Source organism: Acidovorax sp. Root402 (assembly GCF_001425125.1).
Lineage (GTDB): Bacteria > Pseudomonadota > Gammaproteobacteria > Burkholderiales > Burkholderiaceae_C > Acidovorax > Acidovorax delafieldii.
Map to the genome: position 1 here is coordinate 11971 of NZ_LMDQ01000002.1, position 26492 is coordinate 38462.

Annotated in this window: 25 protein-coding genes; 15 read left to right on the forward strand and 10 right to left on the reverse strand. The window is 67.3% G+C overall.

The features are described from left to right. Positions 1-163: 163 nt before the first annotated feature. Complete coding sequence (locus tag ASC83_RS02835; protein WP_056057799.1) at positions 164-2719, reverse strand: ATP-binding protein; 2556 nt, start codon at positions 2717-2719, stop codon at positions 164-166. Then, positions 2719-3369, reverse strand: a complete 651-nt coding sequence (locus ASC83_RS02840) for a response regulator transcription factor (protein ID WP_056057803.1) — start codon at positions 3367-3369, stop codon at positions 2719-2721. The genes ASC83_RS02835 and ASC83_RS02840 overlap by 1 nt, the downstream gene beginning before the upstream one ends. A gap of 180 nt (positions 3370-3549) precedes the next feature. Between ASC83_RS02840 and ASC83_RS02845 the strand changes: the two genes are divergently transcribed. Continuing rightward, positions 3550-4626, forward strand: a complete 1077-nt coding sequence (locus ASC83_RS02845) for a hypothetical protein (RefSeq protein WP_056057806.1) — start codon at positions 3550-3552, stop codon at positions 4624-4626. 157 nt (positions 4627-4783) lie between these two features. On the opposite strand, the gene ASC83_RS02850 is transcribed toward ASC83_RS02845, so the two are convergent. The 3 genes from ASC83_RS02850 to ASC83_RS02860 all read right to left on the reverse strand — a co-directional run bounded on the left by ASC83_RS02850 (position 4784) and on the right by ASC83_RS02860 (position 6982). Beyond that, positions 4784-5920, reverse strand: a complete 1137-nt coding sequence (locus ASC83_RS02850) for a peptidoglycan-binding domain-containing protein (protein WP_235509304.1) — start codon at positions 5918-5920, stop codon at positions 4784-4786. 149 nt (positions 5921-6069) lie between these two features. After that, positions 6070-6438, reverse strand: a complete 369-nt coding sequence (locus ASC83_RS02855) for a DUF2237 family protein (RefSeq protein ID WP_056057809.1) — start codon at positions 6436-6438, stop codon at positions 6070-6072. 64 nt (positions 6439-6502) lie between these two features. Beyond that, complete coding sequence (locus ASC83_RS02860; protein ID WP_056057813.1) at positions 6503-6982, reverse strand: DUF421 domain-containing protein; 480 nt, start codon at positions 6980-6982, stop codon at positions 6503-6505. Between the two features lie 175 nt (positions 6983-7157). Here ASC83_RS02860 and ASC83_RS02865 point away from each other — a divergent pair, with 175 nt between their 5' ends. The 4 genes from ASC83_RS02865 (at position 7158) to ASC83_RS02880 (ending at position 10637) form a co-directional block, all read left to right on the forward strand. Further along, a complete protein-coding gene (locus ASC83_RS02865) occupies positions 7158-7856 on the forward strand; it encodes a DUF4197 domain-containing protein (RefSeq protein WP_055393096.1) in 699 nt (232 codons plus the stop codon). Positions 7857-8019: 163 nt separating this feature from the next. Beyond that, the gene (locus tag ASC83_RS02870; RefSeq protein WP_056057817.1) at positions 8020-8445 is read left to right on the forward strand and encodes a YchJ family protein; all 426 of its coding nucleotides are present in this window, start codon (positions 8020-8022) and stop codon (positions 8443-8445) included. A gap of 50 nt (positions 8446-8495) precedes the next feature. After that, positions 8496-9149: an HAD family phosphatase gene (locus ASC83_RS02875; protein WP_056057820.1), complete on the forward strand. Its 654-nt coding sequence runs from the start codon at positions 8496-8498 to the stop codon at positions 9147-9149. 48 nt (positions 9150-9197) lie between these two features. Continuing rightward, on the forward strand, positions 9198-10637 hold the full coding sequence (locus tag ASC83_RS02880) for a patatin-like phospholipase family protein (RefSeq protein ID WP_235509305.1): 1440 nt from the start codon (positions 9198-9200) through the stop codon (positions 10635-10637). 32 nt (positions 10638-10669) lie between these two features. Here ASC83_RS02880 and ASC83_RS02885 read toward each other — a convergent pair whose 3' ends face one another. Together ASC83_RS02885 and ASC83_RS02890 are read right to left on the reverse strand one after the other, a co-directional pair. Further along, positions 10670-11344: a glutathione S-transferase family protein gene (locus ASC83_RS02885; protein ID WP_055393020.1), complete on the reverse strand. Its 675-nt coding sequence runs from the start codon at positions 11342-11344 to the stop codon at positions 10670-10672. Positions 11345-11460: 116 nt separating this feature from the next. Further along, positions 11461-12573, reverse strand: a complete 1113-nt coding sequence (locus ASC83_RS02890) for an AraC family transcriptional regulator (RefSeq protein ID WP_235509306.1) — start codon at positions 12571-12573, stop codon at positions 11461-11463. 100 nt (positions 12574-12673) lie between these two features. On the opposite strand from ASC83_RS02890, the gene ASC83_RS02895 reads away from it, so the two are divergent. The 10 genes from ASC83_RS02895 to ASC83_RS02940 all read left to right on the forward strand — a co-directional run bounded on the left by ASC83_RS02895 (position 12674) and on the right by ASC83_RS02940 (position 23402). Beyond that, positions 12674-14404, forward strand: coding sequence for an AMP-binding protein (locus ASC83_RS02895; protein ID WP_056057827.1), 1731 nt, complete (start codon positions 12674-12676; stop codon positions 14402-14404). 14 nt (positions 14405-14418) lie between these two features. Beyond that, entirely contained in the window at positions 14419-16026 is a 1608-nt protein-coding gene (locus tag ASC83_RS02900; RefSeq protein WP_056057830.1) for a carboxyl transferase domain-containing protein, read from the forward strand. 18 nt (positions 16027-16044) lie between these two features. Beyond that, positions 16045-16917, forward strand: a complete 873-nt coding sequence (locus ASC83_RS02905; RefSeq protein WP_369816933.1) for an alpha/beta hydrolase family protein — start codon at positions 16045-16047, stop codon at positions 16915-16917. Between the two features lie 10 nt (positions 16918-16927). Beyond that, entirely contained in the window at positions 16928-17854 is a 927-nt protein-coding gene (locus ASC83_RS02910) for a dienelactone hydrolase family protein (RefSeq protein WP_162245477.1), read from the forward strand. Beyond that, the gene (locus tag ASC83_RS02915; protein WP_056057839.1) at positions 17851-18360 is read left to right on the forward strand and encodes a DinB family protein; all 510 of its coding nucleotides are present in this window, start codon (positions 17851-17853) and stop codon (positions 18358-18360) included. The genes ASC83_RS02910 and ASC83_RS02915 overlap by 4 nt, the downstream gene beginning before the upstream one ends. Next, positions 18357-19142, forward strand: a complete 786-nt coding sequence (locus tag ASC83_RS02920) for an enoyl-CoA hydratase/isomerase family protein (protein WP_056057841.1) — start codon at positions 18357-18359, stop codon at positions 19140-19142. The genes ASC83_RS02915 and ASC83_RS02920 overlap by 4 nt, the downstream gene beginning before the upstream one ends. Positions 19143-19158: 16 nt before the next feature. Then, positions 19159-19878 carry a DUF4126 domain-containing protein gene (locus ASC83_RS02925; RefSeq protein ID WP_056057844.1) on the forward strand — a complete coding sequence of 240 codons (720 nt, stop codon included), beginning with the start codon at positions 19159-19161 and terminating at the stop codon, positions 19876-19878. Positions 19879-19880: 2 nt separating this feature from the next. After that, positions 19881-21911, forward strand: a complete 2031-nt coding sequence (locus ASC83_RS02930) for an acetyl/propionyl/methylcrotonyl-CoA carboxylase subunit alpha (RefSeq protein WP_056057847.1) — start codon at positions 19881-19883, stop codon at positions 21909-21911. 69 nt (positions 21912-21980) lie between these two features. After that, entirely contained in the window at positions 21981-22901 is a 921-nt protein-coding gene (locus ASC83_RS02935; protein WP_056057850.1) for a glyoxylate/hydroxypyruvate reductase A, read from the forward strand. 42 nt (positions 22902-22943) lie between these two features. Next, complete coding sequence (locus tag ASC83_RS02940; protein WP_056057853.1) at positions 22944-23402, forward strand: DUF3592 domain-containing protein; 459 nt, start codon at positions 22944-22946, stop codon at positions 23400-23402. A 33-nt stretch (positions 23403-23435) separates the two neighbouring features. Here ASC83_RS02940 and ASC83_RS02945 read toward each other — a convergent pair whose 3' ends face one another. The 3 genes from ASC83_RS02945 to ASC83_RS02955 all read right to left on the reverse strand — a co-directional run bounded on the left by ASC83_RS02945 (position 23436) and on the right by ASC83_RS02955 (position 26399). Continuing rightward, positions 23436-24464, reverse strand: a complete 1029-nt coding sequence (locus ASC83_RS02945; RefSeq protein WP_056057855.1) for a tripartite tricarboxylate transporter substrate binding protein — start codon at positions 24462-24464, stop codon at positions 23436-23438. A gap of 82 nt (positions 24465-24546) precedes the next feature. Then, positions 24547-25404 (reverse strand): 3-keto-5-aminohexanoate cleavage protein, encoded by an 858-nt coding sequence (locus ASC83_RS02950; protein WP_056057857.1) that lies wholly within the window; start codon positions 25402-25404, stop codon positions 24547-24549. Further along, entirely contained in the window at positions 25401-26399 is a 999-nt protein-coding gene (locus tag ASC83_RS02955; protein WP_056057859.1) for a 3-hydroxyacyl-CoA dehydrogenase family protein, read from the reverse strand. Before ASC83_RS02955 ends, ASC83_RS02950 begins: the two co-directional genes overlap by 4 nt. Positions 26400-26492: the final 93 nt, after the last annotated feature.

A 26492-nucleotide genomic window follows, 5' to 3' on the forward strand; every position in this document is an offset into this window, starting at 1 on the left:
AGCGGGCAGACGGGCGGTGCACCGCTGGCAGACGACCGGTGCCGTGATACCTGCCTTTGCCTGAGCAGGCCGCAGGCAACAACCGCACTTTCTGCGGCGGCTGGGGCTTCGAAAGACACCGGTAGGTGTACTGCCGCGCTATTGGAAAGGTAGCTGCCTGTGCTTATGGGAAAGGCACCGCGCTCTGGTCCTGCCGCCTGTTGCTGGGGGCCAGCCACTGCGCCAGCACAGCGTGCAGCTCGGCAGGGTTCACGGGCTTGCGCAGCACCAGGTAGCCCTCGTCTTCGGCGTCCCGCAAGGCGGGGGCGTCGAACTCGCCGCTGACCATCGCACCCCGGGCGGCAGGGCAGCGGGCCAGCAGCGTGCGCAGGATGTCAAAGCCGCTCTCGCCCGAGCGCAGTCGCTGGTCGCTGAAGATGGCATCTGGCACCAGGCCTTCGTCCAGCCGGCCATGGGCTTCGGCCCCAGTGGTGGCATAGGCTGCCGTCACGCCCCAGGCTTCGAGCATGGCGCGCCAGGCCTTGAGCACCTGGGGGTCATCGTCCAGGACCAGGCACTGGCCCTGCAGCGGGCGGTCCACGAGGGACTGGCGGTGTGCCGCCGCAGGGGCGGTGGTCGCGCCTGCATCGGGTGCCACATGGGCTGGCAGCCGCAGCCAGAAGCGCGACCCCTGTCCCGCCAGCGAACGTACGCCGTACGCCGCCCCCAACTGCTCGGCGCACCGCGCCACCACAGCCAAGCCCAGGCCGTGCCCCGCTTCGTCCATCTGGTCGGCCCGCGCTCCCCGGTAGTAGGGGCTGAACACCCGGGCCTGATCGGCGGGGGCGATGCCAATGCCCGTGTCCCGCACCTCCACCAGCCAGTCACCGCCGCGTGCGCGTGCGCTCACCAGCACCTTGCCCTGCGGTGTGTAGCGGATGGCGTTCTGCACCAGGTTCGCCAGCGCTTGGCGCAGCAGCACCGGCTCGGCCCACACGGTGGCGCCACGGCGCGGCAGCCGCAGCCGCAGGGTCAGGCCGCCGAGGCTGGCTTGCTCGCGGAAGAGGCGCACAACGTCCGCCAGCAGCGCGCCAAGGTCCACGGCGGCTTTGTGGCCCAGCGGCTGCCCCGACTCCAGGCGCGACAGGTCCAGCAGCGCATTGAACAGCTGGCTCATGGCCTGCATGCTGGTGCGCAGGTCGGCCACCAGCGGGCGCAGGACGGGGTCGGTATTGCGCAGGTTGATCGCCTCCACCATCAAGGACATGGCGTGCACGGGTTGGCGCAGGTCGTGGCTGGCGGTGGCGAGGAACAGGTTTTTTTCGGTCAGGGCGCCTTCCGCCTGGCGCCGGGCTTCGGCCAGGGCCTCGTTGGCAGTGCGCGTGCGGCGGTACAGCCAGAAGCTGGCGCCCGCTGCAAGCAGTGCCAGTGCCACCGCAGCCGCCAGTCCGATCTGCTGCATGCGGCGCACGCGCAGCTCGGCATCCTGCACCCGGTTGGCCTGCGCGAGCTGCTCGATCTGGCGCTGCCGTTCAGCGCTGTCAAAGCGCTCCTGCAAGGTCGTCACAGCCTGGTCGCGCTCGGTATGGAACAGCTCCTTGGCCAGCGCCTGCTGCTTGCGGGTGGTGGCCATGGCCTCGCGGTACAGGCCGGCTTGCTCGTACATGCGGGAGAGCTCGCCCAGCAACTGCTCTTCCATGGGCAGGGAGCCCGCTTCGTGCACAAACCGGATGCCTGCCTCCACCTCATGCACCCCAGCCGCAATGCGGCCCTGGCCCATGAGTGCAAAGCCAAGATTGGCTTGCGCCATTGCGGCCCCGTTCAGCTCGTGTGCATTGCGGTACGCGGCCAGGGCCTCGCGCATCACGGGCTCGGCCGCGGCATACGCCTTGCGCTGCAGCAGGACGTCGCCCAGGTTGTTCAGCGCCGTGGCCTGGAGCCCGGTGAGCCCTCCAGCGCGGGCGATCTGCAAGGACTGCCGGTAGGCGGCCACGGCGGTGTCGAGGTTGCCCTGCACGTTTTCCACATTGCCACGGTGCAGGTGCAGCCAGCCCAGCGCCTGCCGGGCGTCCAGCTTTTCGGCCAGGGGCAGCGTCTCGCGGATGGTTTGCAGCGTCCGGTCCGGGTTCTTCATGTCGAAGTGCAGCAGCTCCAGGTGGGTGCGCGACCGCAGCTCAGACGTGGCCGCCTGGCGTGGCAGCGTGCGCGAGAGTTCCAGGCTGCGCAGCAGGTGGGTCATCGCCGTTTCGAACTGGCCGTTGCCGCTGTGCAGGGCGCCCAGCGTCAGGTGGTAGAGCCAGCGCACCCAGGGGTCGGGTGCGCGCTCGGCGGCGGCCGCTTCGCGCGCCAGTGCGTCCAGTCCGGCGCGTGTTTTCCCCGCCACGGCCAGTTGCCGGGCCTCGAAGCAGACAGCCAGCACCTGCGACGACGGATCTTTCTGCGCAGCGGCGAGCGCCTTCAGCTGCGCTATGCCCTCGGTCACCACCGTTGTCTGCCCGGTCTCGAAGGCCGCGTCTGTCAGCGCCGCCAAGTAAGTGCGCCGGGTCGCGGCATCGGCCGCGTTGGCAAAACGTGCCGCGGCGGCCTGCAGCGCCTGCACGGCTTCGGCGCTGTTGCGTTGCGACAGGTTTTGCAGCCGGTCCAGCTCGGCCAAGTCCGCGTTCAGTAGCTGTGCCCTTGCGGGCAATGCCGTCTGCAGGCACAGGGCCACGACCAGCACCACAACCCGGACGAGGCGCATCAGGGCAGCTCCAGCCGCCGCCCGCGCAGCAGGGTGATGGCCTCGACCCGTGTGCGCACCCGCAGCCGCTCCAGGATGCCCGTCACATGCTCCTTCACGGTGCTCTCTGCAATATCCAGTTGCGATGCAATGCGCTTGTTGGGCAGCCCCTGCAGCACCAGCGCAAGGATCTGGCCCTGCCGCGCAGACAGCCCCAGCTCGGCCGGTGTCACCGGCAGGTCGCGGCTGCGCAGCGGCTGGCTGCCCGGATGGCCCGGCTCAAACCAGACCAGCCCGCTCAGCAATGCCTCCACCGCCAGCCCGAAGGTTTCAGGCGCCGCTTGTTTGTGGATGAAGCCCTGCGCGCCTGCCTGCCGGGCCTGGTCCATCACGGCGGGGTCATCGTCGCCACTGATCACCGCGATGGGCATTCCGGGGCAGTGGCTGCGCACCTGGGCGATCAGGCGCACGGCGGCGCCTTCTGCCAGCCAGAAGTCGATGAGCGCGATGGCCGGTGTGCCCCGCGTGTCCACCCAGCGCAGAAGGTCGTTTGCCCCTGCTGCCACCACCACGTCCATCTGCGGCAGTCGGGCGCGCAGGAATTCGGCCATGCCGTGTGCCACCAACGGATGGTCGTCAAGAATGAGCGCGTACTGAGAGGTGGAGGACATGCGGTGGTGGAGGGGGCGCAACCCGGCGGGATGCCGGTGCCAGAAGGTATGCCTGCGGGCAAATTCTGCCAAGTGTTCAGCAGGATCGGCGGCGCGCAAACCCTACCAGCGTAGGGTTTCGCACGGGATGGGGTGCTGCACAGAATCCGCGCTCCATTCACCATCACGAGGTTTCTGTTCATGACACGACAAGCCAGCGCAACGGGTGCCGGGCGCACCTGGCACTCTGCACGACCTATCTTCCGCTGGGCCCCCCTGGGCCTGGCTGCCGCCTTGCTGGTGGGCTGTGGCGGCGGTGATGACGACAACGGCACGCCTCCGCCCAGCGCTGGCGCATTCAGTATCGGCGGCGCGGTCAGCGGCCTGGGGGCTGGCAAAACGGTGACGCTGCAGAACGCCGGCAAGGACGACCTGACCGTGAATGCCAATGGCAACTTCGTGTTCGTCACGCGTCTGGACAACGGCATTGCCTATGCCGTCACCGTGAAGACCCAGCCCAGCGGGCAGCGCTGCACGGTGACGGAAGGCACCGGCACGGCCACTGCCAACGTGAGCAACGTGCAGGTGCGCTGTGAAAACCTGGCTGCTGCCACCTACACGGTGGGCGGCTCGGTCAGCGGCCTGGCGGGTGGCGCCTTGGTGCTGCAGAACAACGGGCGCGACGATCTGTCGGTCTCCAGCAACGGCGGCTTCACGTTCGGCACGGCACTGGCGGGTGGCACGGCCTACGCCATCACGGTGCGCACGCAGCCTTCGGGCCAGAGCTGTACGGTGCGCAATGGAACGGGCACGGTAGGGTCGGCCAATGTGAGTTCGGTGGACGTGAGCTGCGCGACGGCGGCGCTGGGGCTGCCGGAGGGCGACTGGAAGCAGGAACTGTGCGTCGTGGTGCGGCCAGGAACCTGGGGACGCTCGCTGTGGCGCATCACCCGCCAGAGCGACACCCGCGTGACGGGGCAGATTGGCGTGGTGACCTATGCCGACGCCAACTGTTCCGGCACGGGCACCGTCGCAGGTCCGCTGACCGATGTGGGCAATGTGGCGTTCGACCGCAACGGCAGCACGGCCACGCTGACCGCTTTCTGGGGGCTGTGGACCCAGCCGTCGGGCCTGACATCGCGCGCTGTCTGGGCACGCAAGGGGCCCCGCCTGTGCATCTTTGGCGATCAGATACCCACCGCATTCCCGACGGCGGCCAGCGTGGAGAGCTACGTGGACACCGTTCTGCCCGCCAAGACCTGCTACACGCAAAACTGAGTGCTGGGGGCTGTACGGCCCCCCAACCAACCCAAAGCCCCCGCAGCGAAGTTGCTGCGGGGGCTTTTCTTTGCTCGGATGTGATCCGCTTTGTGTTGGAGCGCGCCCATTGCTGCAGGGCCACCCGCCCCGGTGTCCCCGGGGCATCCCTCAGGCTTCAGCGAGCGAGTTCCGCCGCCGTGGCCGCATCCAGCCGCCCGGATGTGGGCAGCCCTTTGTCCTTCTGAAAGGCGCGCAGCGCTGCCGTCGTCTTGCCGCCCATGGCGCCATCGGGCGTGCCCGCGTTATAGCCCAGCTCGTTCAGGCGGGCCTGCGCATCGCGCAGCGAAAGTCCTGCGGTGGCTCCATTGTTTTGCGCGGCAGCACGCGCGGCCGATGTCTGCGAGGGCGGTGCGGCGCCGTCCACACTCAGCCGCCCGCCACCCCCCAGGCCCTGGCCCTTCACCGTCTGGGCGCGGTAGTTGCGCAGCGACTGCACCATCTGGTTGAACGCATCCATGAAAGCGGCCGCAATCACCTTGCCTTCGGCCGTGTTGGAGTAGCCGCCCATGCGCGCGCCGCCCGATCCGCCCAGCAGTTGCCCCATGGCGCCAAAGTCGGTCTTGGCGGCACTGCCTTCTGACGCCGCCACCTGCACACCGGATCGGTTGTCGATGAGCGTGAGCAGCGCGCTGGCCTCCTTGGTGTTCATGTTGCCGCCGATGGCTGCCAGCAGGCCCCCCGCACGGCCACCGACCAGGCCGCCCAGCGATGCGGAGGCACCGCCTGCGTTGTTGTTCTGGAACACGATTTCGGGCGACAGGCCATAGTCCGAGGCCACCATCTGCCCCTGGCCAAACTGGCTGCCCTGCCGCATTTCGCCCGACTGCATCAGCGCGCGCTCGCGCGTCATCGCGTTCATGCCGGCGGCGCCGCGCTCCACCACCACAAAGCAGTTGGACTGCTGCACCAGCAGACGCAGCAGGTTGGCCGTGGACGGCAGGCGGTATTGGTCACGCAGGATGGTGTACCAGCCAGCCTGCTGGTTTTCGATCAGCGAGACGGTGCCCAGCGGGCTTTCGCAACGCTCCAGCGAGTCGCTGGCGCCGGTAGAGGCTCCGCCCGCAGCGCTGCCGGTGGCCACGGTCTTGGCATCGGCGCTGCCCATGCGCATGTTGGTGGTCTCGCAGCCGCTCAGCAGTGCAGCAGCGGCCACGGCAGCGCTGACTGCGCACAGGCGCAGCGGGGTGGTTGAACGGGGCGGGGTGGCAGCGGCACGCGCGCGCCGTTGCTGGACAGAAAGGGTGATAGTCATGGTGACGGATGTGGCCGCATGTGCAGCGAAAGGGAGGAACACAAAGTCCTGATCTTTCGCCGTGCAGCCAATCACCGGCAACCCGACAGAGGTAGGGTGCAAGGGGTGGCGCACCCGGCCCGGAGTGCGCCCCGCGCTTATCAGAACGGTCAGCTGCTGGACAGCGCCGCGCTCTGCAACTGCGCCAGCGTCACAAACTCCAGCGCGCGGGCATGGGTGCATTCCAGGATCACCGGCGGTGCCACACCCGCCTCGTAGGCTTCCTTCCAGCGCAGGGCGCACAGGCACCAGCGGTTGTTGGCCTTGAGTCCTGCAAACCGGTATTCGGGCCGGGGGGTGATGAGGTCATTGCCCCGCGACAGCGAGAAGTCCAGAAACGCCTGTGTCATGCGTGCGCAGATCACGTGGGTGCCGTGGTCGTGCTCGTCGGTGTTGCAGCAGCCATCGCGGTAGTAGCCGGTCAGCGGGTCGTAGGAGCAGGGCATCAGCATGGTGCCCAGAACGTTCAGTGCAGTCATATCGGGTCGCGTGTGTTGTGAGGGCCTATGGGGGCGCAGATTGTTGGAGTGGGCGCGGGGCGGCTCAGCCCTCTTCGCCACGGCGGCGCAGCACCACGGTGATCTGCCCGTTGGTCTCGATGGTGGCGCGTTCCACTTCGTGCGCGTGCAGGCAGCCACCGGCGCGCAGTGCGGCCTCCACGTCGTCGCGGGTCAGCAGCTCCTTGCGCATCAGCGCCTGATTCAGCTCGCCCTGGTGGATCAGCACCTGGGCCTTGCCGTCCACCCAGCGCCCGATGCGCGGGAAGTGGAACGCCAGCCGCGCCAGCGCCACATGCAGCAGCATCAGCGTGCTGGCAGAGATCAGCCCGCCCACCAGCGAGTTGTCGCCCGCGTTCATCGAGTTCTGCACCGCGTTCGACAGGATCAGCAACAGGATCAGGTCAAACGGCTCGTACTGCCCCGTCTGCCGCTTGCCCGACAGGCGCATGAACACCAGCAAGAACAGGTACACCACCACGCCGCGCAGCACAAACTCCCACCACGGCACGCTCATTTGCCACATTGCAAGGTTCCTTGTTGGATGCTTGGGTGGGGGCAGTCTACGGCCTGCGGCTTGCCCCTCATTCGCTGAGCGAAAATCCCGGCAATTCCCCGCACGGCTCCGGCACAGTGCGCCACTCACTGCAGTGGTGGCCGAGTGGGCATCATCTGCCGTCCCCCACCGAAAGTACCGCACCATGCAACGCCGCCAATTTCACCAAACCAGCCTCGTGGCTGCCCTGCTGTGCGCCACCGGCCAGCGGGCCTGGGCCCTGTCGCTGGGTGACCTTACCAATGCCGATGCCGCCAGCGGCCTCAAAGCCGCGCTGGGCCAGGGCGCCCAGGCGGCGGTCGCCCTGCTGGGGCGGCCTGACGGGTTTCTGGGCAACCCCCAGGTGCGCATCGGCCTGCCGGGCTCCCTGGACGACGCCGCCAAGGTCATGAAGTCGCTGGGCCAGGGGCGGCGCATCGACGAGCTGGTCACCTCCATCAACCGCGCCGCCGAAGCCGCCGTGCCCATGGGCAAAGACCTGCTGGTGGGCGCCGTGCAGAAGATGACGGTGACCGATGCCAAGAACATCCTGACCGGCGGCAGCACCTCGGTCACCGCCTTTTTTGCCGACAAGACGCGCACGCCGCTCTCCGAACGCTTCCTGCCCGTGGTGAACCAGGCCACCGAAAAAGTCGGCCTGACCCAGAAGTACAACGCCTTTGCGGGCAAGGCAGCGAGCTTTGGCTTGCTCAAACCCGAGGAGGCCAATCTGGCGCAGTACGTCACCGGCAAGACGCTCGACGGCCTGTACTTCATGATCGGCGAGGAAGAGCGCCGCATTCGCCAGAACCCGGCCGGTGCAGGCAGCGCCATCGCCCGCAAGGTCTTTGGTGCGCTGAGATGAAGCTCCCCCTGAGTCGCTTCGCGCCATCCCCCTCTCTCGCTGCGCGGGAGGGGGACGCACCCAGTGGCCTGGCAAAGCCAGTTCCACGGGTGCACTGGCCTCGCGCAGCGCCCGTTTCCATCGGTGGGGCGCGCATCGCCTGCGTGCCTTCCTGCACCCGTCCATGAACCATAACGACCCCTGCCCCTGCGGCCGTACCCAAGCCGCACCCGGCAAAAGCGCCAAGGCTGCGGCCTTGTCCTATGGGGACTGCTGCGGCCGCTACCTCGACCACTGGGACGACGCAGCCGCGCCCGACGCCGAGAGCCTCATGCGGTCACGCTACACCGCCTTTGTCCTCGAACGTGGCGACTACCTGCAGGCCACCTGGCACCCCAGCACCCGGCCAGCGGACCTCGATTTCGACCCCGGCACGAAGTGGCTGGGTCTGGAAGTGCGCAGCCACCGCAGCACGGGCGAAGACCGCGCCGAGGTGGAGTTTGTCGCGCGCTACCGCGTGGGCGGCCGCGCCGTGCGCCTGCACGAGACCAGCCGCTTCGTGCGCGAAGACGGGCGCTGGTTCTATATGGATGGCGATATCCACTCCTAAAAATTGAATAAAAATGACCTCCAGCGCTTTACCGATAAGCGCGAGCAGCTATGAAATTTGAAGCAATCTTGTTTGACTGCGATGGTGTGCTGGTCGACAGCGAACCCATCACCAACGGCGTGCTGCGCGACATGCTCAACGAAGCGGGCTGGGCCCTGAGCGCCGACGAATGCATGCGCATCTTTATCGGCAAAACGGTGCGCAGCGAGGCCGCCCGCATCGAGGCCCACACCGGCCGCCCGCTGACCGATGCGTGGATGGCCGACTTCTATGCACGGCGCAATGCCGAGCTGGACCAGCGCCTCATGGCCATCGAGCACATCCACGGAACCATCGAAAGGGTGCACGCCCACCACGGCGGGCGCATTGCCTGCGCCTCGGGTGCCGACCGGCACAAGGTCGAGATGCAGCTGGCCAAGGTGGGGCTCACGCCGTACTTTGCCGGGCGGGTGTTCAGCGGCCACGAGATGCCCGCCACCAAGCCCGCGCCCGACGTCTATCTGGCGGCGGCTGCGGCCCTGCAGGTGGCGCCCGGGCGCTGCGCCGTGGTGGAAGACACCGTTACGGGCGTGACCGCTGGCGTGGCCGCAGGCGCCACGGTATTTGCCTATGCGCCGCTGGACGATGGCGAGCCCCTGCGTGCCGCAGGCGCAGCGCAGGTGTTTCGCAGCATGGCCGAGTTGCCTGCGCTGTTGGGCTGCTAACACAGGCAAGAAGATTCCCAACAGCCCTGTAACCATGGGAGAAGCTCAATGCCGGTACAACGCATGAAGCCGTGGATGTGGCGATGCGCCGTGGTGGCGGCCCTGGCCCTGCTGGCGGGCTGCTCGTCGGTGCGGCCCTGGATCAACGAACCCCTGAAGCCCGAGGACCAGTCCATCCCCGAGCGCAAGTCCGAGCGCGACCCTACCATCCTGGTGGCCGTCACGCTCTCGGGCGGCGGCGCAAGGGCGGCCGCCTTCGGCTTTGGCGTGCTGACCGAAATGCAGGCCACGCGGTTTGACTGGAACGGCCGCCCCACCACGCTGCTCGACGCCACCGATGTGATCAGCGGCGTCTCGGGCGGCAGCATCGTGGCCGCTTACCTGGCGGCACACGGCATCGAGGGGCTGCCCCGCTTCGAGAAGGACTTTCTGCGCCAGAATTTCCAGAACAGTCTGATCACGCAGGCCCTGCGCCCCGGCAACCTGGTGGACCTGACCTCGCCCTGGTTCGGCCGCACGCACCTGCTCGCGCGGCGGCTGGATGAGCTCTATGGCGGGCGCACCTTTGGCGATGTGGCGCGGCGCCCGCGCCACCCGCAGCTGTTCATCACCGCCACCGACATGTCATTGGGCACCGGCTTTGAATTCACGTGGGACCAGTTCGCGCTGATCTGCTCCGACCTGCGCAAGGTGCCGCTGTCGTTCGCGGTGGCGGCATCGTCCGCCGTACCGCTGCTGTTGAGCCCCGTCACCCTCAAGAACTACGCCGACCAGTGCCCCCAGTACCAGACCGTGTCCCGCGCTGCCACCCTGGCTGCGGGCGGCGACTACCGCGCGCGCCTGTACCGCGCGCATGAGTTGAGCTATCTGGACGCGCAGCGCCGCCCCTACATCCACTTGGTGGATGGCGGCCTGGCCGACAACCTGGGCGTGCAGCGCCTGCTCGACCGGGCCCTGGCCGGTGGCGGACTGCGCGAAACCTTCAGCGAAGTGGGCATCCCCCCCGGCACCATCCGCAAGCTGGTGCTCGTCACCGTCAACGCCGAGCGCGACCCATCCGAGAACATCGACATGAGCGACCAGGTGCCCAACATGGCCCAGGTGGTGGACTCGCTGCTGTTTGGCACCGGCGCCCGCGCCACGCGCGAGACGCAGGAGTTCTTGCGCGACATCACCCAGCAGTGGCGCCAGTCGCTGGCGGCGGGCCCCACCGGCAGCAGCGATGCCTTTGCGCCCGGTGCCGAGGTCCACGTCATTTCCGTCAACCTGCGCGATGCCCACGACGACGTGGCGCGCCGCCGCCTGCTGCAGGTGCCCACGGCGTTCTCCATCACGTCGGAAGAAGTCACAGACCTCATCGAGGCGGGTGGCAGCGTGCTACGCCACTCGCCGGAGTTCCGCGCACTGGTGCAGTCGCTGGTGCGGCAGGCTCCGACGACACCTTCACCCACGCCCGGACCTGCATGTACACCAGCGAAGTCCGAGTAGCCGCGTGAGCCCGGCTAGCCCCCACCTCCGCATCACGGCTTGGTGTCGGGGGCCGGGGTGGTGGGCACGTCCTGGTCTTGGGCCGCCTCCGTCTGTGCGGCCATCGCCCGCTGGTAGCCGGGTCGCTGTTGCAACCGCTGCCAGTAGGCCTGCGTGGCCGGGCCAAATTGTTCGTTCAGCCCCAGGTGCTGCGCCAGCAGCAGCGCATACCCCACCGCCACATCCGCCGCCGTAAAGCGGCCCGCGCACAGATAGTCGCTGCGGCCGTGGGTCATCGCGGTTTCTACCGCGCGCAGCCGGGCCAGGAACCAGCGGCTGTAGTCCTCCACCACCTGCGGCAGCTTGCGCTCTGCGGTCTCAAACCGGCCATAGCGCAGCACCAGCGTCTGCGGAAAAGTCAGCGTCGCATCGCTCATGTGCAGCCAGTTCAGGTACGCGCCATACGCCGGGTGTGTGGGCGCCACATCCAGCCCCGCGTCGGGGTGCGTGGCGGCCAGGTACTGGCACATGGCCGCCGATTCGGTCATGCGCACATCGCCCTGCACCAGCAGCGGCACCGTGCCCAGCGGGTTCTCGTCCAGAAACCACCGGGCCTTGGCGCGGGGCGGGAAGGGCAGCATGTGGAGCTGGTAGGGCAGTTGCAGCTCTTCGAGCATCCACAGGGGACGGAAGGAGCGGGCGCTGATGCAGTGGTGGAGGTGGAGCATGAAGGCAAGCGGCAAGAGGGCGGGCGGGAGCGCTGGTCAGTGTAGTGGTGGCTGGCTGCGGACGCACCCCGTGGCAGCCATGCAGGGTGCAGATCGCGCCATTGGGCCACTTCCTATCACGCTGGGCTCGCTTGGCGCCGAAACTCCGCCGGTGACTGCCCCGTCCACCCCCTAAACGCCCGGATAAAACTCTTCTCGTTCTCAAACCCTGCTGCCTCGGCCACCTGCTTGATCGGCCGCTGCGTGCGGTGCAGCAGCTCCACTGCGCGGGTGCGGCGAACCTCGTCTTTCAAGCCCTGCAGCGTGGCGCCTTCTTCCTTCAGCTGCCGGTGCAGCGTACGCGGCGACACATGCAGCAATGCGGCCAGGGATTCGGCGCTGTGCTGGGGCAGGGCGTGGGCCGGTTGCCCCGGCAGGGGCGCGGCCAGCAGCTGGCGCACGCGCTGCACCAGCAGGCGGTCCCGGCGGTAGTGCAGCACCGTCAGGGGTAGGGCGTGTTGCAGCATCTGGCGCAGGGCTTGCTCATCGCGGCGCAGGGGCAGGTGCAGGTAGCGGGCATCGAAGTGAATGCCGGTGCGCGGCGCGTGGAAGGTGACCGGGCCTCGGAACAACACGGCATACGCATCGGCGTGCGGGGGCGCATCAAAGGCAAATTCTGCAGCAATGAGCGGAATGCGCGAGTCCACCATCCAGCACGCCAGGCCATGCGCATTGCGCAGCACGGATACCAGGCAGAACTCGCGCAGCGCGCCCAGGTCGCGCGCCTCGGTGATGGCCAGGGTGGCGGTGTCGCCCTGGGTGGTGAGATGCAGGCCAATGTCGTCCGCCAGCAGTCCATGGTGGCGGCACCAGCGGGCCAGGGCCACCTGCAGCGTGGGCGAGCTGATGCTGGCGCGTGCCAGCATGCCGTAGCTGCCCCAGGGCAGGCGGCGGCTGAACCAGCCCAGGGCTTCGTCGTCCAGCTCTTGCATGGCGGCGTCGGAGATCTGCTCCATCTGCCAGGCGGTGATGCGGGCGCTGTCGTCGGGCAGCAGCTGCGGCGCAATCTGTGCCTGGGCCAGGGCGCGTTCCGGGCTCAGGCCGCGCTGCTCGTACGCCAGAACAATGGCACGCACAAAGGCGATGGGCGTTGCGGCAGGGGCAGATGGAGTGGTTGGGAGACGATGGTCGGCGGGGGCGGTGGTCTTCACGCCACAGAGTGTGCCAGCCGTGGCACGATTTGCAACCATTGTGTCCACCCGCCAGGGGGTCAGGCTTCTATGCTTACGGATCGCCCGCCCGCATGTTCTTGCGGCGCAGGCCGCATGACAGAGCCGAGGAGACAAACCCGTGACGAGTGCAGCCGCAACGAACTTCGCACCGCTGGTGGACAGCCACGCCCGTGGCGCCACCGACGTTCCCCTGATCGAGCAGACCATCGGCGCCTTTTTTGCCGATATGGTGGCCCGCCAGCCCGACCGCGAGGCGCTGGTCAGCGTGCACCAGGGCCGCCGCACCACCTACGCCCAGCTGCAGACCGAGGCGCACCGGCTGGCGAGTGCGCTGATCAGCATGGGGCTCGCCCCCGGCGACCGCGTGGGCATCTGGTCGCACAACAACGCCGAATGGGTGCTGATGCAGCTGGCCACCGCGCAGGTGGGCCTGGTGCTGGTCAACATCAACCCGGCCTACCGCACGTCCGAGGTGGAATACGCGCTCAACAAGGTGGGCTGCAAGCTGCTGGTGACCATGGCGCGCTTCAAGACCAGCGACTACCTGGGCATGCTGCGCGAGCTGGCGCCCGAGTGGCAGCACCAGCAGCCCGGCCAGCTGGGCTCCGTGAAGCTGCCCCACCTGAACACCGTGGTGTGGATCGACGATGCGGGGCAGGGTGCCGATGAGCCCGGCCTGCTGCGTTTTACCGACCTGCTGGCACGCGGCAACGCAGCCGACCCGCGCCTGGCGCAAATCGCAACCACGTTGAAAGCCACCGACCCCATCAACATCCAGTTCACCAGCGGAACCACCGGCTTCCCCAAGGGCGCCACGCTCACGCACCGCAACATCCTGAACAACGGTTTCTTCATTGGCGAGTGCATGAAGCTCACGCCCGAAGACCGCCTGTGCATCCCCGTGCCGCTGTACCACTGCTTCGGCATGGTGCTGGGCAACCTGGCCTGCCTGACGCATGGTGCCACCATCGTGTACCCCAACGACGGGTTCGACCCGCTGACCGTGCTGCAGACGGTACAGGACGAGCGCTGCACTGGCCTGCATGGCGTGCCCACCATGTTCATTGCCGAGCTGGACCACCCGCGTTTTGCCGAGTTCAACCTCAGCACCCTGCGCACCGGCATCATGGCGGGCTCGCCCTGTCCCACCGAGGTGATGAAGCGTGTGGTGGAGCAGATGAACCTGCGCGAAATCACCATCGCCTACGGCATGACCGAGACCAGCCCCGTGAGCTGCCAAAGCAGCACCGACACGCCGCTGGACAAGCGCGTATCGACTGTGGGTCAGGTGCAGCCGCACCTGGAGGTGAAGATCGTGGACCCTGACACGGGCGCCATCGTGCCCATCGGCCAGCGCGGCGAGTTCTGCACCAAAGGCTATTCCGTCATGCACGGCTACTGGGGCGATGAGGCCAAGACCCGCGAGGCCATCGACGACGGCGGCTGGATGCACACCGGCGACCTGGCCACCATGGATGCCGAGGGCTACGTGAACATCGTCGGCCGCATCAAGGACATGGTGATCCGTGGCGGCGAAAACATTTACCCGCGCGAGATCGAAGAATTTTTGTACCGCCACCCGCAGGTGCAGGACGTGCAGGTGGTGGGTGTGCCCGACCAGAAGTACGGCGAAGAACTCTGTGCCTGGATCATCGCCAAGCCCGGCACGCAGCCCACCGAGGACGACATCCGAGCCTTCTGCAAGGGCCAGATTGCGCACTACAAGGTGCCGCGCTACATCCGCTTTGTCACCAGCTTTCCAATGACGGTAACGGGCAAGATCCAGAAGTTCAAGATCCGCGACGAGATGAAGGACCAGCTGGGCCTGGAAGAACAGAAAACCGCTTGAAAGAGCCACAACGTATGACCATTCTCGACACCCAACTCAATGCCCGCTCGGCGGACTTTCTGGCCAACGCTGCCGCCATGCGCACACTGGTGGATGACCTGCGCGCCCAGCTCGACAAAGTCGCCCAGGGCGGCGGTGAGGCGGCCCGCGCCAAGCACACGGCGCGGGGCAAGCTGCTGCCGCGTGAGCGCGTGCAGATGCTGCTGGACCCGGGAACGCCTTTCCTCGAACTGGCACCGCTGGCCGCGCTCAATATGTACAACAACGACGCGCCCAGCGCGGGGCTCATTGCGGGGGTTGGCCGCGTGAGTGGCGTGGACTGCATGATCGTGTGCAACGACGCCACGGTGAAGGGCGGCACCTACTACCCGCTCACCGTCAAGAAGCATCTGCGCGCGCAGGAGGTGGCGCAGCAGAACCACCTGCCCTGCATCTACCTGGTGGACTCTGGAGGCGCCAACCTGCCCAACCAGGACGAAGTCTTTCCTGACCGCGACCACTTCGGCCGCATCTTCTTCAACCAGGCCAACATGAGCGCCATGGGCATCTCGCAGATCGCCGTGGTCATGGGATCGTGCACGGCAGGTGGTGCCTACGTGCCGGCCATGAGTGACGAGTCCATCATCGTCAAGAACCAGGGCACCATCTTTTTGGGTGGCCCGCCGCTGGTCAAGGCCGCGACGGGCGAGGTCGTCACGGCCGAGGACCTGGGCGGGGGCGACGTGCACACGCGCCTGTCGGGTGTGGCCGACCACCTGGCGCAGAACGACATGCATGCGCTGCAACTGGCACGCAATGCAGTGCGCAATTTGAATAAAAACAAGCCGCAGGCGCCCGCAGATCATGCGCCGGTAGCTCCTAAATTCGCAGCGGAGGAGCTGTACGGCGTGATCCCCGTGGACACGCGCAAGCCGTTTGACGTGCGCGAGATCATTGCGCGCATCGTGGACGGCAGCGAGTTCGACGAGTTCAAGGCACGCTACGGCACCACGCTGGTCACGGGCTTTGCGCGCATCGAGGGAATGATGGTTGGCATCATCGCCAACAACGGCATCCTGTTCAGCGAGTCGGCGCTCAAGGGTGCGCACTTCATCGAGCTGTGCTGCCAGCGCAAGATCCCGCTGGTGTTCTTGCAGAACATCACCGGCTTCATGGTGGGCCGCAAGTACGAGAACGAAGGCATCGCCCGCAACGGCGCCAAGATGGTGACGGCCGTGGCCACGGCCAGCGTGCCCAAGTTCACCATCATCATCGGCGGCAGCTTTGGCGCGGGCAACTACGGCATGTGCGGCCGCGCGTACTCGCCCCGCTTCCTGTGGATGTGGCCCAACGCGCGCATCAGCGTGATGGGCGGCGAGCAGGCCGCAGGCGTGCTGGCCACGGTGAAGCGCGACGGCATCGAAGGCAAGGGCGGCCAGTGGAGCATGGAGGAGGAAGAAGCCTTCAAGGCCCCCATCCGCCGTCAATACGAAGACCAGGGCCACCCCTACTACGCCACTGCGCGCTTGTGGGACGACGGCGTGATCGACCCTACAGACACCCGCCGCGTGCTGGCGCTGGGCCTGGCGGCCACGCGCAATGCGCCGATCGAAGACACCAAGTTCGGCTTGTTCCGCATGTAAGGGGCTGCAGAGATGCGCGTGTCTTGTGGACTGTCTTGGGGTGTGGCGTTGGCGGTGCTGGCCGGTGCCGCGCATGCACGGGTGGTGGAGGAGCAGATCGATGTGCCCGTGCAGGTCAAAAACCCCTGGGGCAAGCAGATCGCCCAAGACATCCGCGTGACGGTCTGGTCCGACGACACCAACCCCCGGCCCGCGCCGATTGCACTCATCAACCACGGTCGCGCACCGGATGCGCAAGGCCGGGCCAGTCTGGGGCGGGCGCGCTACACCGATGCGTCGCGTTACCTGCTGCGCCGTGGCTTTGTGGTGGCCGTGCCGACCCGCGTGGGCTATGGCGCGAGCGGTGGCGAGGACGTGGAGGACACGGGGGCGTGCAACAACCGCAACTACCCGCCAGGGTTCGACGCCGCAGCTGTGCAAATCCTGGCCGCCCTGAACGCCGTGCGTCAGCGGCCGGACGTGGCGACGGACAGGGTGCTGGTGGTCGGGCAGTCGTTCGGTGGCGCCAGCACCGTGGCCCTGGCTGCGATGAATCCGCCCGGAGTGGTGGCGGCCATCAACTTTGCTGGCGGCAGTGGCGGCGACCCCAAGGGCCGGCCGCAGAACCCCTGCTCGCAGCCCGCGCTGGAGCGCACGTTTCAGGCCTACGGTGCGCAGGCCAAGGTGCCCATGCTGTGGATCTACACCGAAAACGACATGTACTTCGGCCCCCAGCTGCCGCGCCAGTGGCACGCTGCGTTCACCAAGGCGGGCGGCAAGGCGAGCTTTGTGCAGTTCCCGCCCCATGGCGAGGACGGGCATTCCCTCTTCACGCGTTTCCCGCAGGTGTGGCAGCCCGCCGTGTCCGAGTTTCTGGATGCGAACGGGTTTCCCGCCGCCGTTGCGCGTTGACTTGTCTGCCATGACGTTCGCCATCTACCTCTCTCCTCGCAAGGCCTTCGCCGCGTTGGCTCTTGTTGTCGTCTGCACTGGCGCCGCATGGGCCCAGTCGCCCGCTGGAGAGCCTACGGTGCTGCACCAGGTGGAGTTGCCTTTGCCTTCCGGTACCGTGCTGCGTGCCCATTGGTGGCCAGCGCCCCAGCCATCATCCGCGCAGGCCAGTGCGTCTGTACAGCCGGCCGTTCTGGCGCTGCATGGCTGTGGAGGCCTGTTTGCCAAGGCGGGCGTGTTGTCTTCCCGCTACCGTGAAACGGCCGAAACGCTGCACGCCGCAGGCTATGCCGTGCTGATGCCGGACAGTTTCGGATCGCGCGGGTTGCGTGATGTGTGCCAGACCCGTTACAGCGACCGCAGCCTGAACGTGAACGACCGCGTGCAAGACGCGCGCGCTGCCCTGGTGTGGCTGGCCGCACAGCCCGGCGTGGATGCGCGGCACATCGGCGTGATGGGCTGGTCCAACGGCGGCACCACCACGTTGAATTTGCTGGTGCAGCGGCTCATCCACCCGCGCGAGGGGGAGCCGACACTGGCCGGTGCGGCGGTCTTCTACCCCGGCTGCGGGCCCCTGCTCAAACACCAGGCCGTGGCAGAAAGTGTTCCGCTGCTGATGCAGCTGGGTGCGCTGGACGACTGGACCCCAGCCCAACCCTGCGTGGACTGGGCCGGCACGCTGAAGGCCCGCGCTGGCAGCGACGTGACGGTGCACGTGTACGAAAGCAGCTACCACGGCTTTGATGGCACCGCGCCCTTGCGCCTGCGCGGCGATGTGCCCAATGGCACGTCGGCCCATGGTGTGCACCAGGGCGGAAACCCCACAGCGCGCGTTCAGTCGCTGGCCGCGCTGCAATCCTTCTGGAAACGGGTGCTGGGCACCCCGACCGCGCCATGAACGCCACCGACCATTTCACCCAACTCGCACGCTACAACCAGTGGGCCACTGCTCGCCTGCTCGACGCAGTGGCGGAGGTACCAGGGGACGACTACCGGCGCGATGTGGGCCTGTTCTTCAAAAGTATCCACGGCACGCTCAACCACCTGCTGGTGGGCGAGCACCATCTGTGGTTCGTGCGCTTTGCCGAAGGCACCTCGCCCAAGGTGGCGCTGGACGCCGAGCTGGAACCCGACCGCGCGCAACTCGATGCCCGCCTGCGCGAAGGAGCGGCTCGCTGGGCACCGCTGATAGCTTCGTTCGCTCCTGGTCGTTGGAGCGGCACGCTCGACTACACCACCATGCGTGGCACGGCGGCATCGCTGCCGTTTGCGGCCACGCTGGCGCACGTGTTCAACCACGGAACGCACCACCGGGGTCAGATCACTGCGGCATTGACCGCGCTGGGCCAGCCCTGTCCCGAGCTGGACTTCGTCTACTTTCTGCAAAACCCGTCCAAGCCATGAGCAGCCAGAACCTTTCCATCACCCAAACCGGCGCCGTGGCGCGCATCACGCTCACGCAGCCTGAGATTCGCAACGCCTTCAGCGATGAGGTCATTGCCGAGATCACCGCCGCCTTCAAAGATGTGGGTGGGCGTGCCGATGTGCGTGCCGTGGTGCTCGCCGCAGAAGGCCCTGCCTTTTGCGCCGGTGCCAACCTCAACTGGATGCGCCGCATGGCCGACTACACGCGCGACGAAAACATCGCCGATGCAGGCAAGCTGGCCGAGATGCTGCGCGTGATCTACGAATGCCCCAAGCCCACGATTGCTCGCGTGCAGGGCGATGTATATGCAGGCGGCATGGGCTTGGTGGCCGCGTGCGACATGGCCGTGGCCGTGGACACGGCAGGCTTTTGCCTCAGCGAGGTGAAGCTGGGGCTCATCCCCGCCACCATCAGCCCCTATGTGATCCGTGCCATGGGCGCACGTGCTGCGCACCGGTACTTCCTTACCGCTGAGCGTTTTGGTGCGGCCGAAGCCTTGCGCATTGGCTTTGTGCATGAGGTCGTGGTGGCTGACCAGCTCGACGCCAAAGTGGACGAACTGCTCAAGGCCCTGACCAGCGCCAGCCCCAACGCTGTGCGCGTCTGCAAGAAGCTGGTGATGGATGTGGCAGAGCGGGAGATCAACGCGGGCCTCATCGCCGCCACGGTGCAGGGCATTGCCGACATCCGCGCCAGCGATGAGGGCAAGGAAGGCGTGCAGTCCTTCCTCAACAAGCGCAAACCCGCCTGGTTGGGCTGATCAGTACAAGCAGGCTATGGACACCCTCTGGTTCAACATCGTGCAGTGGCTCCACACGCTGGGGCTGCATGTGGATGGCGGCACCGCGCGCGCCGTGGGCGACGCGGCAGCCACAGCAACTGCGAAGCTCGACATGCCCAGCCTGCTGGCGCTGGCCGCCGCACTGGGCTGGGCCAGCGGGTTCCGGCTGTATGCCGTGGTGTTCCTGGTCGGCATGATGGGCGTGCTGGGCTGGATGCCCCTGCCGCCAGGCCTGGCCATGCTGCAGCACCCGCTGGTGCTGATGGTCAGCGGCTTCATGCTGATGGTGGAGTTTTTTGCCGACAAGGTGCCCTGGGTGGACAGCGCCTGGGATGCCATCCATGCCTTCATCCGCGTACCTGCGGGTGCTGCGTTGGCCTACGGCGTGTTCGGTGCCGACAACGCGACCATGGCCGTGGTGGCGGGACTGCTGGGCGGCTCGCTCTCTGCCACGGCCTTGGCCACCAAGATGACCACCCGCGCTGCCGTGAACACCTCGCCCGAGCCGTTTTCCAACTGGGGGCTGTCGTTCTTTGAAGACGGCCTGGTCGTGGCCGTGGTCTGGCTGGCCACGCAGCACCCGGTGGCCTTTGGCATCGCGCTGGTGGTGATGGTGGCGGTGTCGGTGCTGCTGCTGGTGGTGCTGTTCAAGTTTCTGCGCGCCGTCGTGCGGCGCTTGTCCTCTTTCTTTTCTGGTTCTGCCAAGGTGGCTTAAACATGTTCAACAAGATCCTTATTGCAAACCGTGGCGAGATCGCTTGCCGTGTCGCAGCGACCGCCAAGCGCCTGGGCGTGAAAACCGTCGCCGTGTACTCCGACGCCGACGCCAACGCCAAACATGTGGCCGTGTGCGACGAGGCCGTGCACATCGGCGGCAGCGCGCCCAAGGACAGCTACCTGCGCTGGGAGCGCATCATCGAGGCCGCCAAGGCCACGGGCGCGCAGGCCGTCCACCCTGGCTACGGTTTTCTGAGCGAGAACGAAGACTTCGCCAAGGCCTGTGCCGACGCGGGCCTGGTTTTCATTGGCCCCCCTGCCAGCGCCATCAATGCCATGGGGCTGAAGGCCGAGTCCAAGCGCCTCATGGAGCAGGCACAGGTACCCCTGGTGCCCGGCTACCACGGTGCTGACCAGGACCCGGCGCTGCTGCAACGCGAGGCGGACCGTATTGGCTATCCCGTGCTCATCAAGGCCAGCGCTGGCGGCGGCGGCAAAGGCATGCGCGCCGTGGACAAGGCCGAGGACTTTGCGGCGGCGCTCGACTCCTGCAAGCGCGAGGCCATCAACAGCTTTGGTGACGACGCGGTGCTGGTCGAAAAGTACGTGCAACGCCCGCGCCACATTGAGATCCAGGTGTTTGGCGACACGCACGGCAACTGCGTGTACTTGTTCGAGCGCGATTGCTCCGTGCAGCGCCGCCACCAGAAGGTGCTGGAAGAAGCGCCTGCGCCGGGCATGACGCCGGAGCTGCGCGCCCGCATGGGCGAGGCCGCTGTGGCCGCCGCCAAGGCTGTGAACTACGTGGGCGCGGGCACGGTGGAGTTCATCGTCGAGCAGCCCGGCGGCTACGACGCCCCCGAGCAGATGAAGTTCTACTTCATGGAGATGAACACCCGCCTGCAGGTGGAGCACCCTGTGACCGAGGCCATCACGGGCCTCGATCTGGTGGAGTGGCAGCTGCGTGTAGCGTCGGGCGAGCCATTGCCGCTCCAGCAGCAAGACCTGCGCATCACAGGCCACGCCATCGAGGCCCGCATCTGTGCCGAGAACCCGGACAACAACTTCCTGCCCGCGACCGGTGCGCTCAATGTGTATGCGCTGCCCGATTGCGTGACGTTTGAAAGAGGCGCGGTGCGCGTGGATTCCGGCGTGCGACAGGGCGATGCGATCAGCCCGTTCTACGACTCCATGGTGGCCAAGCTCATCGTGCACGGCGACACGCGCGAACAGGCGTTGGCGCGGCTGGACGAGGCGCTGGCCCAGACCCACATCGTGGGCCTGGCAACCAACGTGCAGTTTTTGCGCCGCGTGGCACGCACCGATGCGTTTGCCCGCGCCAAGCTGGACACGGCGCTGATCCCGCGTGAGCAGGCTGTGTTGTTCCACCAGGAACCCGTGGGCTTGCCCCTGGCCGCTGCGGCGGCCGTGGCGCAGGCCCTGCTGAATGAGCGTACGAGTGAGGGCGTGGACCCGTTCAGCCGCCGCGACGGCTTTCACACGCATGGCGTGGTGCAGCGCCGGTTTGAATTTGAATTTGGCGGTGAACACGCCAAGGCGCTGCTGACTTACGAGCGCGGTGGCGGCTTGCACTTGAAGGTGGGCGAGGGCGACGCTGCCGTGTCCGGTTCGTTGGTCTTTGGCGCAGCGCCCCAGGGCGCCATCGAGTTGCAGTTCGCCGGCCAGCGCACGCGCGCTGCCGTGTATGCGCAGGGCGAGGTGGACCATGTGTTCACCCCGCTGGGCGCCACGCAGATCACCGCCATCGACCTGCTGGCCCACGCGGGCGAGGCAGCGGCTGAAGGCGGACGCCTCACGGCCCCCATGCCCGGCAAGGTGGTGTCGTTTGCCGTGAAGGCGGGCGACAAGGTTGCCAAGGGGCAGCCACTGGCGGTGATGGAGGCCATGAAGATGGAGCACACCATCGCCGCCCCGGCCGACGGCGTGGTGCAGGAGCTGCTGTACGCGCCAGGCGACCAGGTGACCGAGGGGGCAGAGCTGCTCAAGCTGGTAGCCGCTGACAAGGCCTGAGCCAAGTAGTGTCCCGAGTCGTCTGCCGGTGACAGCGCAGGGGGCCCAATGCGGCTACGCTTGGGCCCCATGAAAATCACCTTTTGCTGTACCGATGCCAAGCCCGAGCCCTGGCTCCAGGGCTTTTCCGCCGCGCTGCCCGGCGTTGAGATTTCTGTTTGGCAGCCCGGAGCCCCGCAGGCCGACTACGCCGTGGTCTGGGCACCACCCCAGCAGTTCATGGACGAACAGCCTGGCCTCAAGGCGCTCTTCAATATCGGCGCAGGGGTGGATGCCCTGCTCAAGCTGCGCCTGCCGCCCCAGGCCTTGGTGGTGCGGCTGGATGATGCGGGCATGGCCGTGCAGATGGCTGAATATGTGTGCCACGCGGTCATCCGCCACTTCCGCGAGTTTGATGGCTATGAGGCCGACACCCAGGCGGGCCGCTGGGGCTACCGCAAGCCGCGCCTGCGCAGCGACTACCCCATCGGCGTGATGGGCCTGGGCGTGCTGGGCGAGCGGGTTGCCAAGGCGCTGGCGCAGTTTGAATTTCCGATCAATGGCTGGAGCCGCAGCCCCAAGGCCATCGACGGCGTGCGCGGCTTTGCGGGCGCGGATCAATTCAATGACTTTCTGGCCGCGAGCCGCGTCCTGGTCAACCTGCTGCCGCTCACGCCCGATACGACCAACGTCATCAACAAGGGCACGCTCGCTCGCCTGCAGCCGGGTGCCTACGTGATCAATGTGGCGCGCGGCGCGCACCTGGTGGACGAAGACCTGCTGGCCGCCATTGACAGCGGCCATGTGGCAGGCGCCACACTCGATGTGTTCCGCACCGAGCCGTTGCCCGCAGGCCATGCGTTCTGGACGCACCCGCGCATCACCGTCACGCCCCACACCTCGGCGCGCACGCTGCGCGACGAGAGCATTGCCCAGATCGCACGCAAGATGGTGGCGCTGGAGCACGGCGAGGCGGTGGCGGGCATCGTGAACCCTGCCCGAGGCTACTGAGGCCGCCGGTCCACGCGCTCGTGAGCGTGGAGAATGGCGGGCATGAGCACATCCACGTTCCGTCGTTTCTTCGGTCTTTTGGGCTGGATCCTGCTGGTGCCCAGCGCCTTGGCCGCGCTGGGTGCGGCGTGGTTATTGGCCTCTGGCATGAACATGCTGGGCGACACGCACACCGCCAAGGGCCGGGTGGTGGCGCATGAAGAAATCATGACAGGCCCATCCCACCGCCGGGGGCTTGCCAAGAAAAGCATTGTGGAGTTTGTGGCGGGCGATGGGCGAACCTACAGCTTCACGGATTCGGTCGCACGCCAGCAGCAGGCCATCCACAAGGTGGGTGAGACTGTTTCGGTGCGCTACTCCGCCAAGGACCCGGTGCAGGCGGAAATCCGCAGTTCCACCACCGTGAAGATCGTGATCGGTGCAGTGATGCTGCTCTCCAGCGCCATCGGTATGGCAGTGGGCTGGCTGTTGCTGCGCTTGCGCCCCAGGTCTGTCGCATAGCCCTCCGCGCGCGGGCACAGAGGGTGTGCCTTTTCAATCCACCGTCACGCCGGCATCGCGCACCAGCTTGCCCAGTCGCTGCGCGTCGGCCTTGATGAGCGCCCCAAAGTCTGCCGCCGTGCCCCCCACCACGGGTGTGCCAATGGCTTCCCATTTGGTGCGGAACGCGGGTTCCTTGAAGATCGCATTCACCGTGGCGTTGAGCTTGTCGACGGTGGCTTGCGGGGTGCCAGCTCGCACCGCAATGCCATGCCAGCCGGTGATCTGGTAGCCCGCAATGCCAGCCTCCGCCATGGTGGGCACATTGGGCAGCACCTTGGCGCGTTCGCTGGATGTAACGGCCAGCGGGATGAGCTTGCCCGCCTGGATGTGGGGCAGGGAGCTACCGACGATGTCGAACATCACGTTCACCTGTCCGCCGATCAGGTCGTTGAGCGCGGGGCCAGCGCCCCGGTAGGGGATGTGCCCCATCTTCACGCCCGCGGTGGTGTTGAACAGCTCGCCCGCCAAGTGCTGTGGTGTGCCGTTGCCGGCCGACGCGTAGCTCAGCACCGGCTTTCCGGCCTTGGCCATGGCCAGGAACTCGGCCAGTGTCTTGACGCCCAGGGAGGGATGCACCTCCAGCACCAGCGGAAATGCCGACAGCTGGATCACCGGCACCAGATCGGACAGCGGGTTGAACGGCATGCTGGCGTACAGCGACGGGTTGACCGCCATCGGGCCGCTGGCGGCCAGCAGCAGCGTGTGGCCGTCCGCTGGCGCCTGTTTGGCCACCTCGGCGCTGCCGGTGTTGCCGCCGGCGCCGCCCTTGTTGTCCACCACCACAGGTACACCCAGGCGGCTTTGGAGCTCGGGCTGCAGCATGCGGGCCATCAGGTCGGTGGGTCCACCGGGCGGATAGGGCACCACAAAGCGGATGGTCTTGCTGGGGAAGGCGGTGGCGGCCGTCTGCGCCGCAGCGTGACCTGCGATGCCCAGGGCCAGGGGCACGGCAAGGGTTGCGTGCAGCACGGCGCGCCGGGCGGTGCGGGGCGTGGACGAGTGAAGTTGGCGGTGGTGCATGTCTGTCTCCTGTGGGGATGGATAAAGCCCGTCTGCTGCGGGTTGATGTCAATGGATGGGGAGCGCGATGGAGCGGTGCCGCTCAGCCTGCGCCAAAGCGCTGCCGGATGTCGGCGGCGGTGGCCAGCGGGCGGCCCAGCGCGGCGGCCGCTTCGACGGCCTGGCGCACCAGCGCGGTGTTGTCGGGGGCCACGCTGCCGTCCTTGCACAGCAGGTTGTTTTCAAACCCCACGCGGGCGTGGCCGCCAAACACGGCAGCGGCGGCCACGCAGGCGTTCTCTGCCGCCCCGAAGGCGCACACGGCCCAGGGCTCGTTGCCGTCATGGGCGTTCAGAAAAGGCAGCAGGTCGCGCGGGCTAGAGGTCTGGCCCGCGCTGTAGCGGCCCAGCACAAACAGCAGGAACCAAGGCGCATCCGGCACCACGCCACTGGCGCGCAGTGCCTGCCAGCGGCGCAGGTCGGCCACGTCATACAGGATGACCTGCACCATGGTGCGGCGCTGGGCGAGGCCGGTGAAGAAGCGCTGCAGTCCGGCTTCGCCGATCTCGGGCTTGTCTACTTCGCGCAGTCCGATGGACACGGCCTCGGGTTGCAGGGCCTCCACCATGGCGATCTGCGCGGGTGCCTGGTACACGCCTGCGGCTTCGCTGGTGATCTGGATGACCATCGCGTCGCCCACAGCCTGGCGCACCACGCGCTGCGCCTCACGGTAGCCCTCCACATCGAGGCTGTGGCGGCCTTGCGCGTCGCGGATGTGCATGTGCAGCATGGCCGCTCCCGCGTCCAGGCAGGCCTTGGCCGTGGTGGCCAGCGTGGCCGGTGTGATGGGCACGGCCAGATGGTCGGCGGGCTGCTTGTAGGCGCCGTTGGGCGCCACGGTCACGATCAGTGGGTCAACCCACTGGCTGGCAATGGTGGGTGATGCGGGCGATGCACTCATGCGCGGGCTCCAGTGGTCGTTGGGGTGTCCGTCTGTGACATATCGGTGGGAGGCTCGATGGTGGGCAACTCGCTGGCCAGCAAAGCCAGGCCCTGGCGCAGCAGCGTGTCGTAGCGCGTGCGTTCGGCCCGCTTGCGGTCTTCGGGCCAGTCAAAAAAGCCCTTGCCCGTCTTCATGCCGAGCTGACCCTGCGCCACCTTGTCGCGCAGGGCCTGGGCGGGTACGTCGGTGTTTGACAGCGTGGGGTACATGGTGGCGGCTGCGGCGGTGTGCACCTCAATGCCTGCGTGGTCGCGCTGCAGCACCGGCCCGGCCGCCAGAAAGCGGAAGCCAAAACCAAAGCGCACGGCGGCGTCCACGTCCTCCGGCGAGGCAATGCCTTCGTCGATAAGCGCAAACGCCTCGCGCGAGAGTGCGTGCTGCATACGGTTGGCCAGAAAGCCGGGCTTGTCCTTCTTGACCAGCACCGGCACGCTGCCGCAGCCGCGCATGAAGGCGTGCAGCCAGGTGCCCAGGGCCGGGTTGCTGCGCTCGCCCAGCACCACCTCCACCAGCGGCACCAGGTGGGCGGGCATGAAGAAGTGCAGGCCCAGCATGCGCTGCGCCGTGGTCAGCCCCTGGGCAATGGCACTGATCGGAAAGCCCGAGCTGTTGCTGGCCAGCACGGCGTTGGGGGGGGCGACGGTTTCCAGCTCGGCAAACAGCTTTTGTTTGGCGGGCAGTTGCTCGGTGATGCATTCCACCACCAGCACCACGCCGCTCCAGTCCACATCCTGCAGGCTGGCGCACACCTGCACCGGGCCGGCGTGGGCGGCCTGGCCGGCAGCGGCCAGCTCCTGCGCAATGTGGGGCAGCAAGTGGTCGCGGCGGGCGGCGTGGGGGTCCACCACCGTGACCTGCGCGCCGCCCCGGGCCAGGACCACGGCCACGTCAGCCCCCATGGTGCCTCCGCCTACCACCACGGTGCGCGCGTTGCGCGGCGAACTGTTCTCCATCGTGTCTCCTCGTTGCTCTTAACCTGCTCAAGCGGTGTGCTTGCGTTGAATTCAGTCTAGGGGGCGCGCATTGCGCGGTCCAGACGTCTTTTT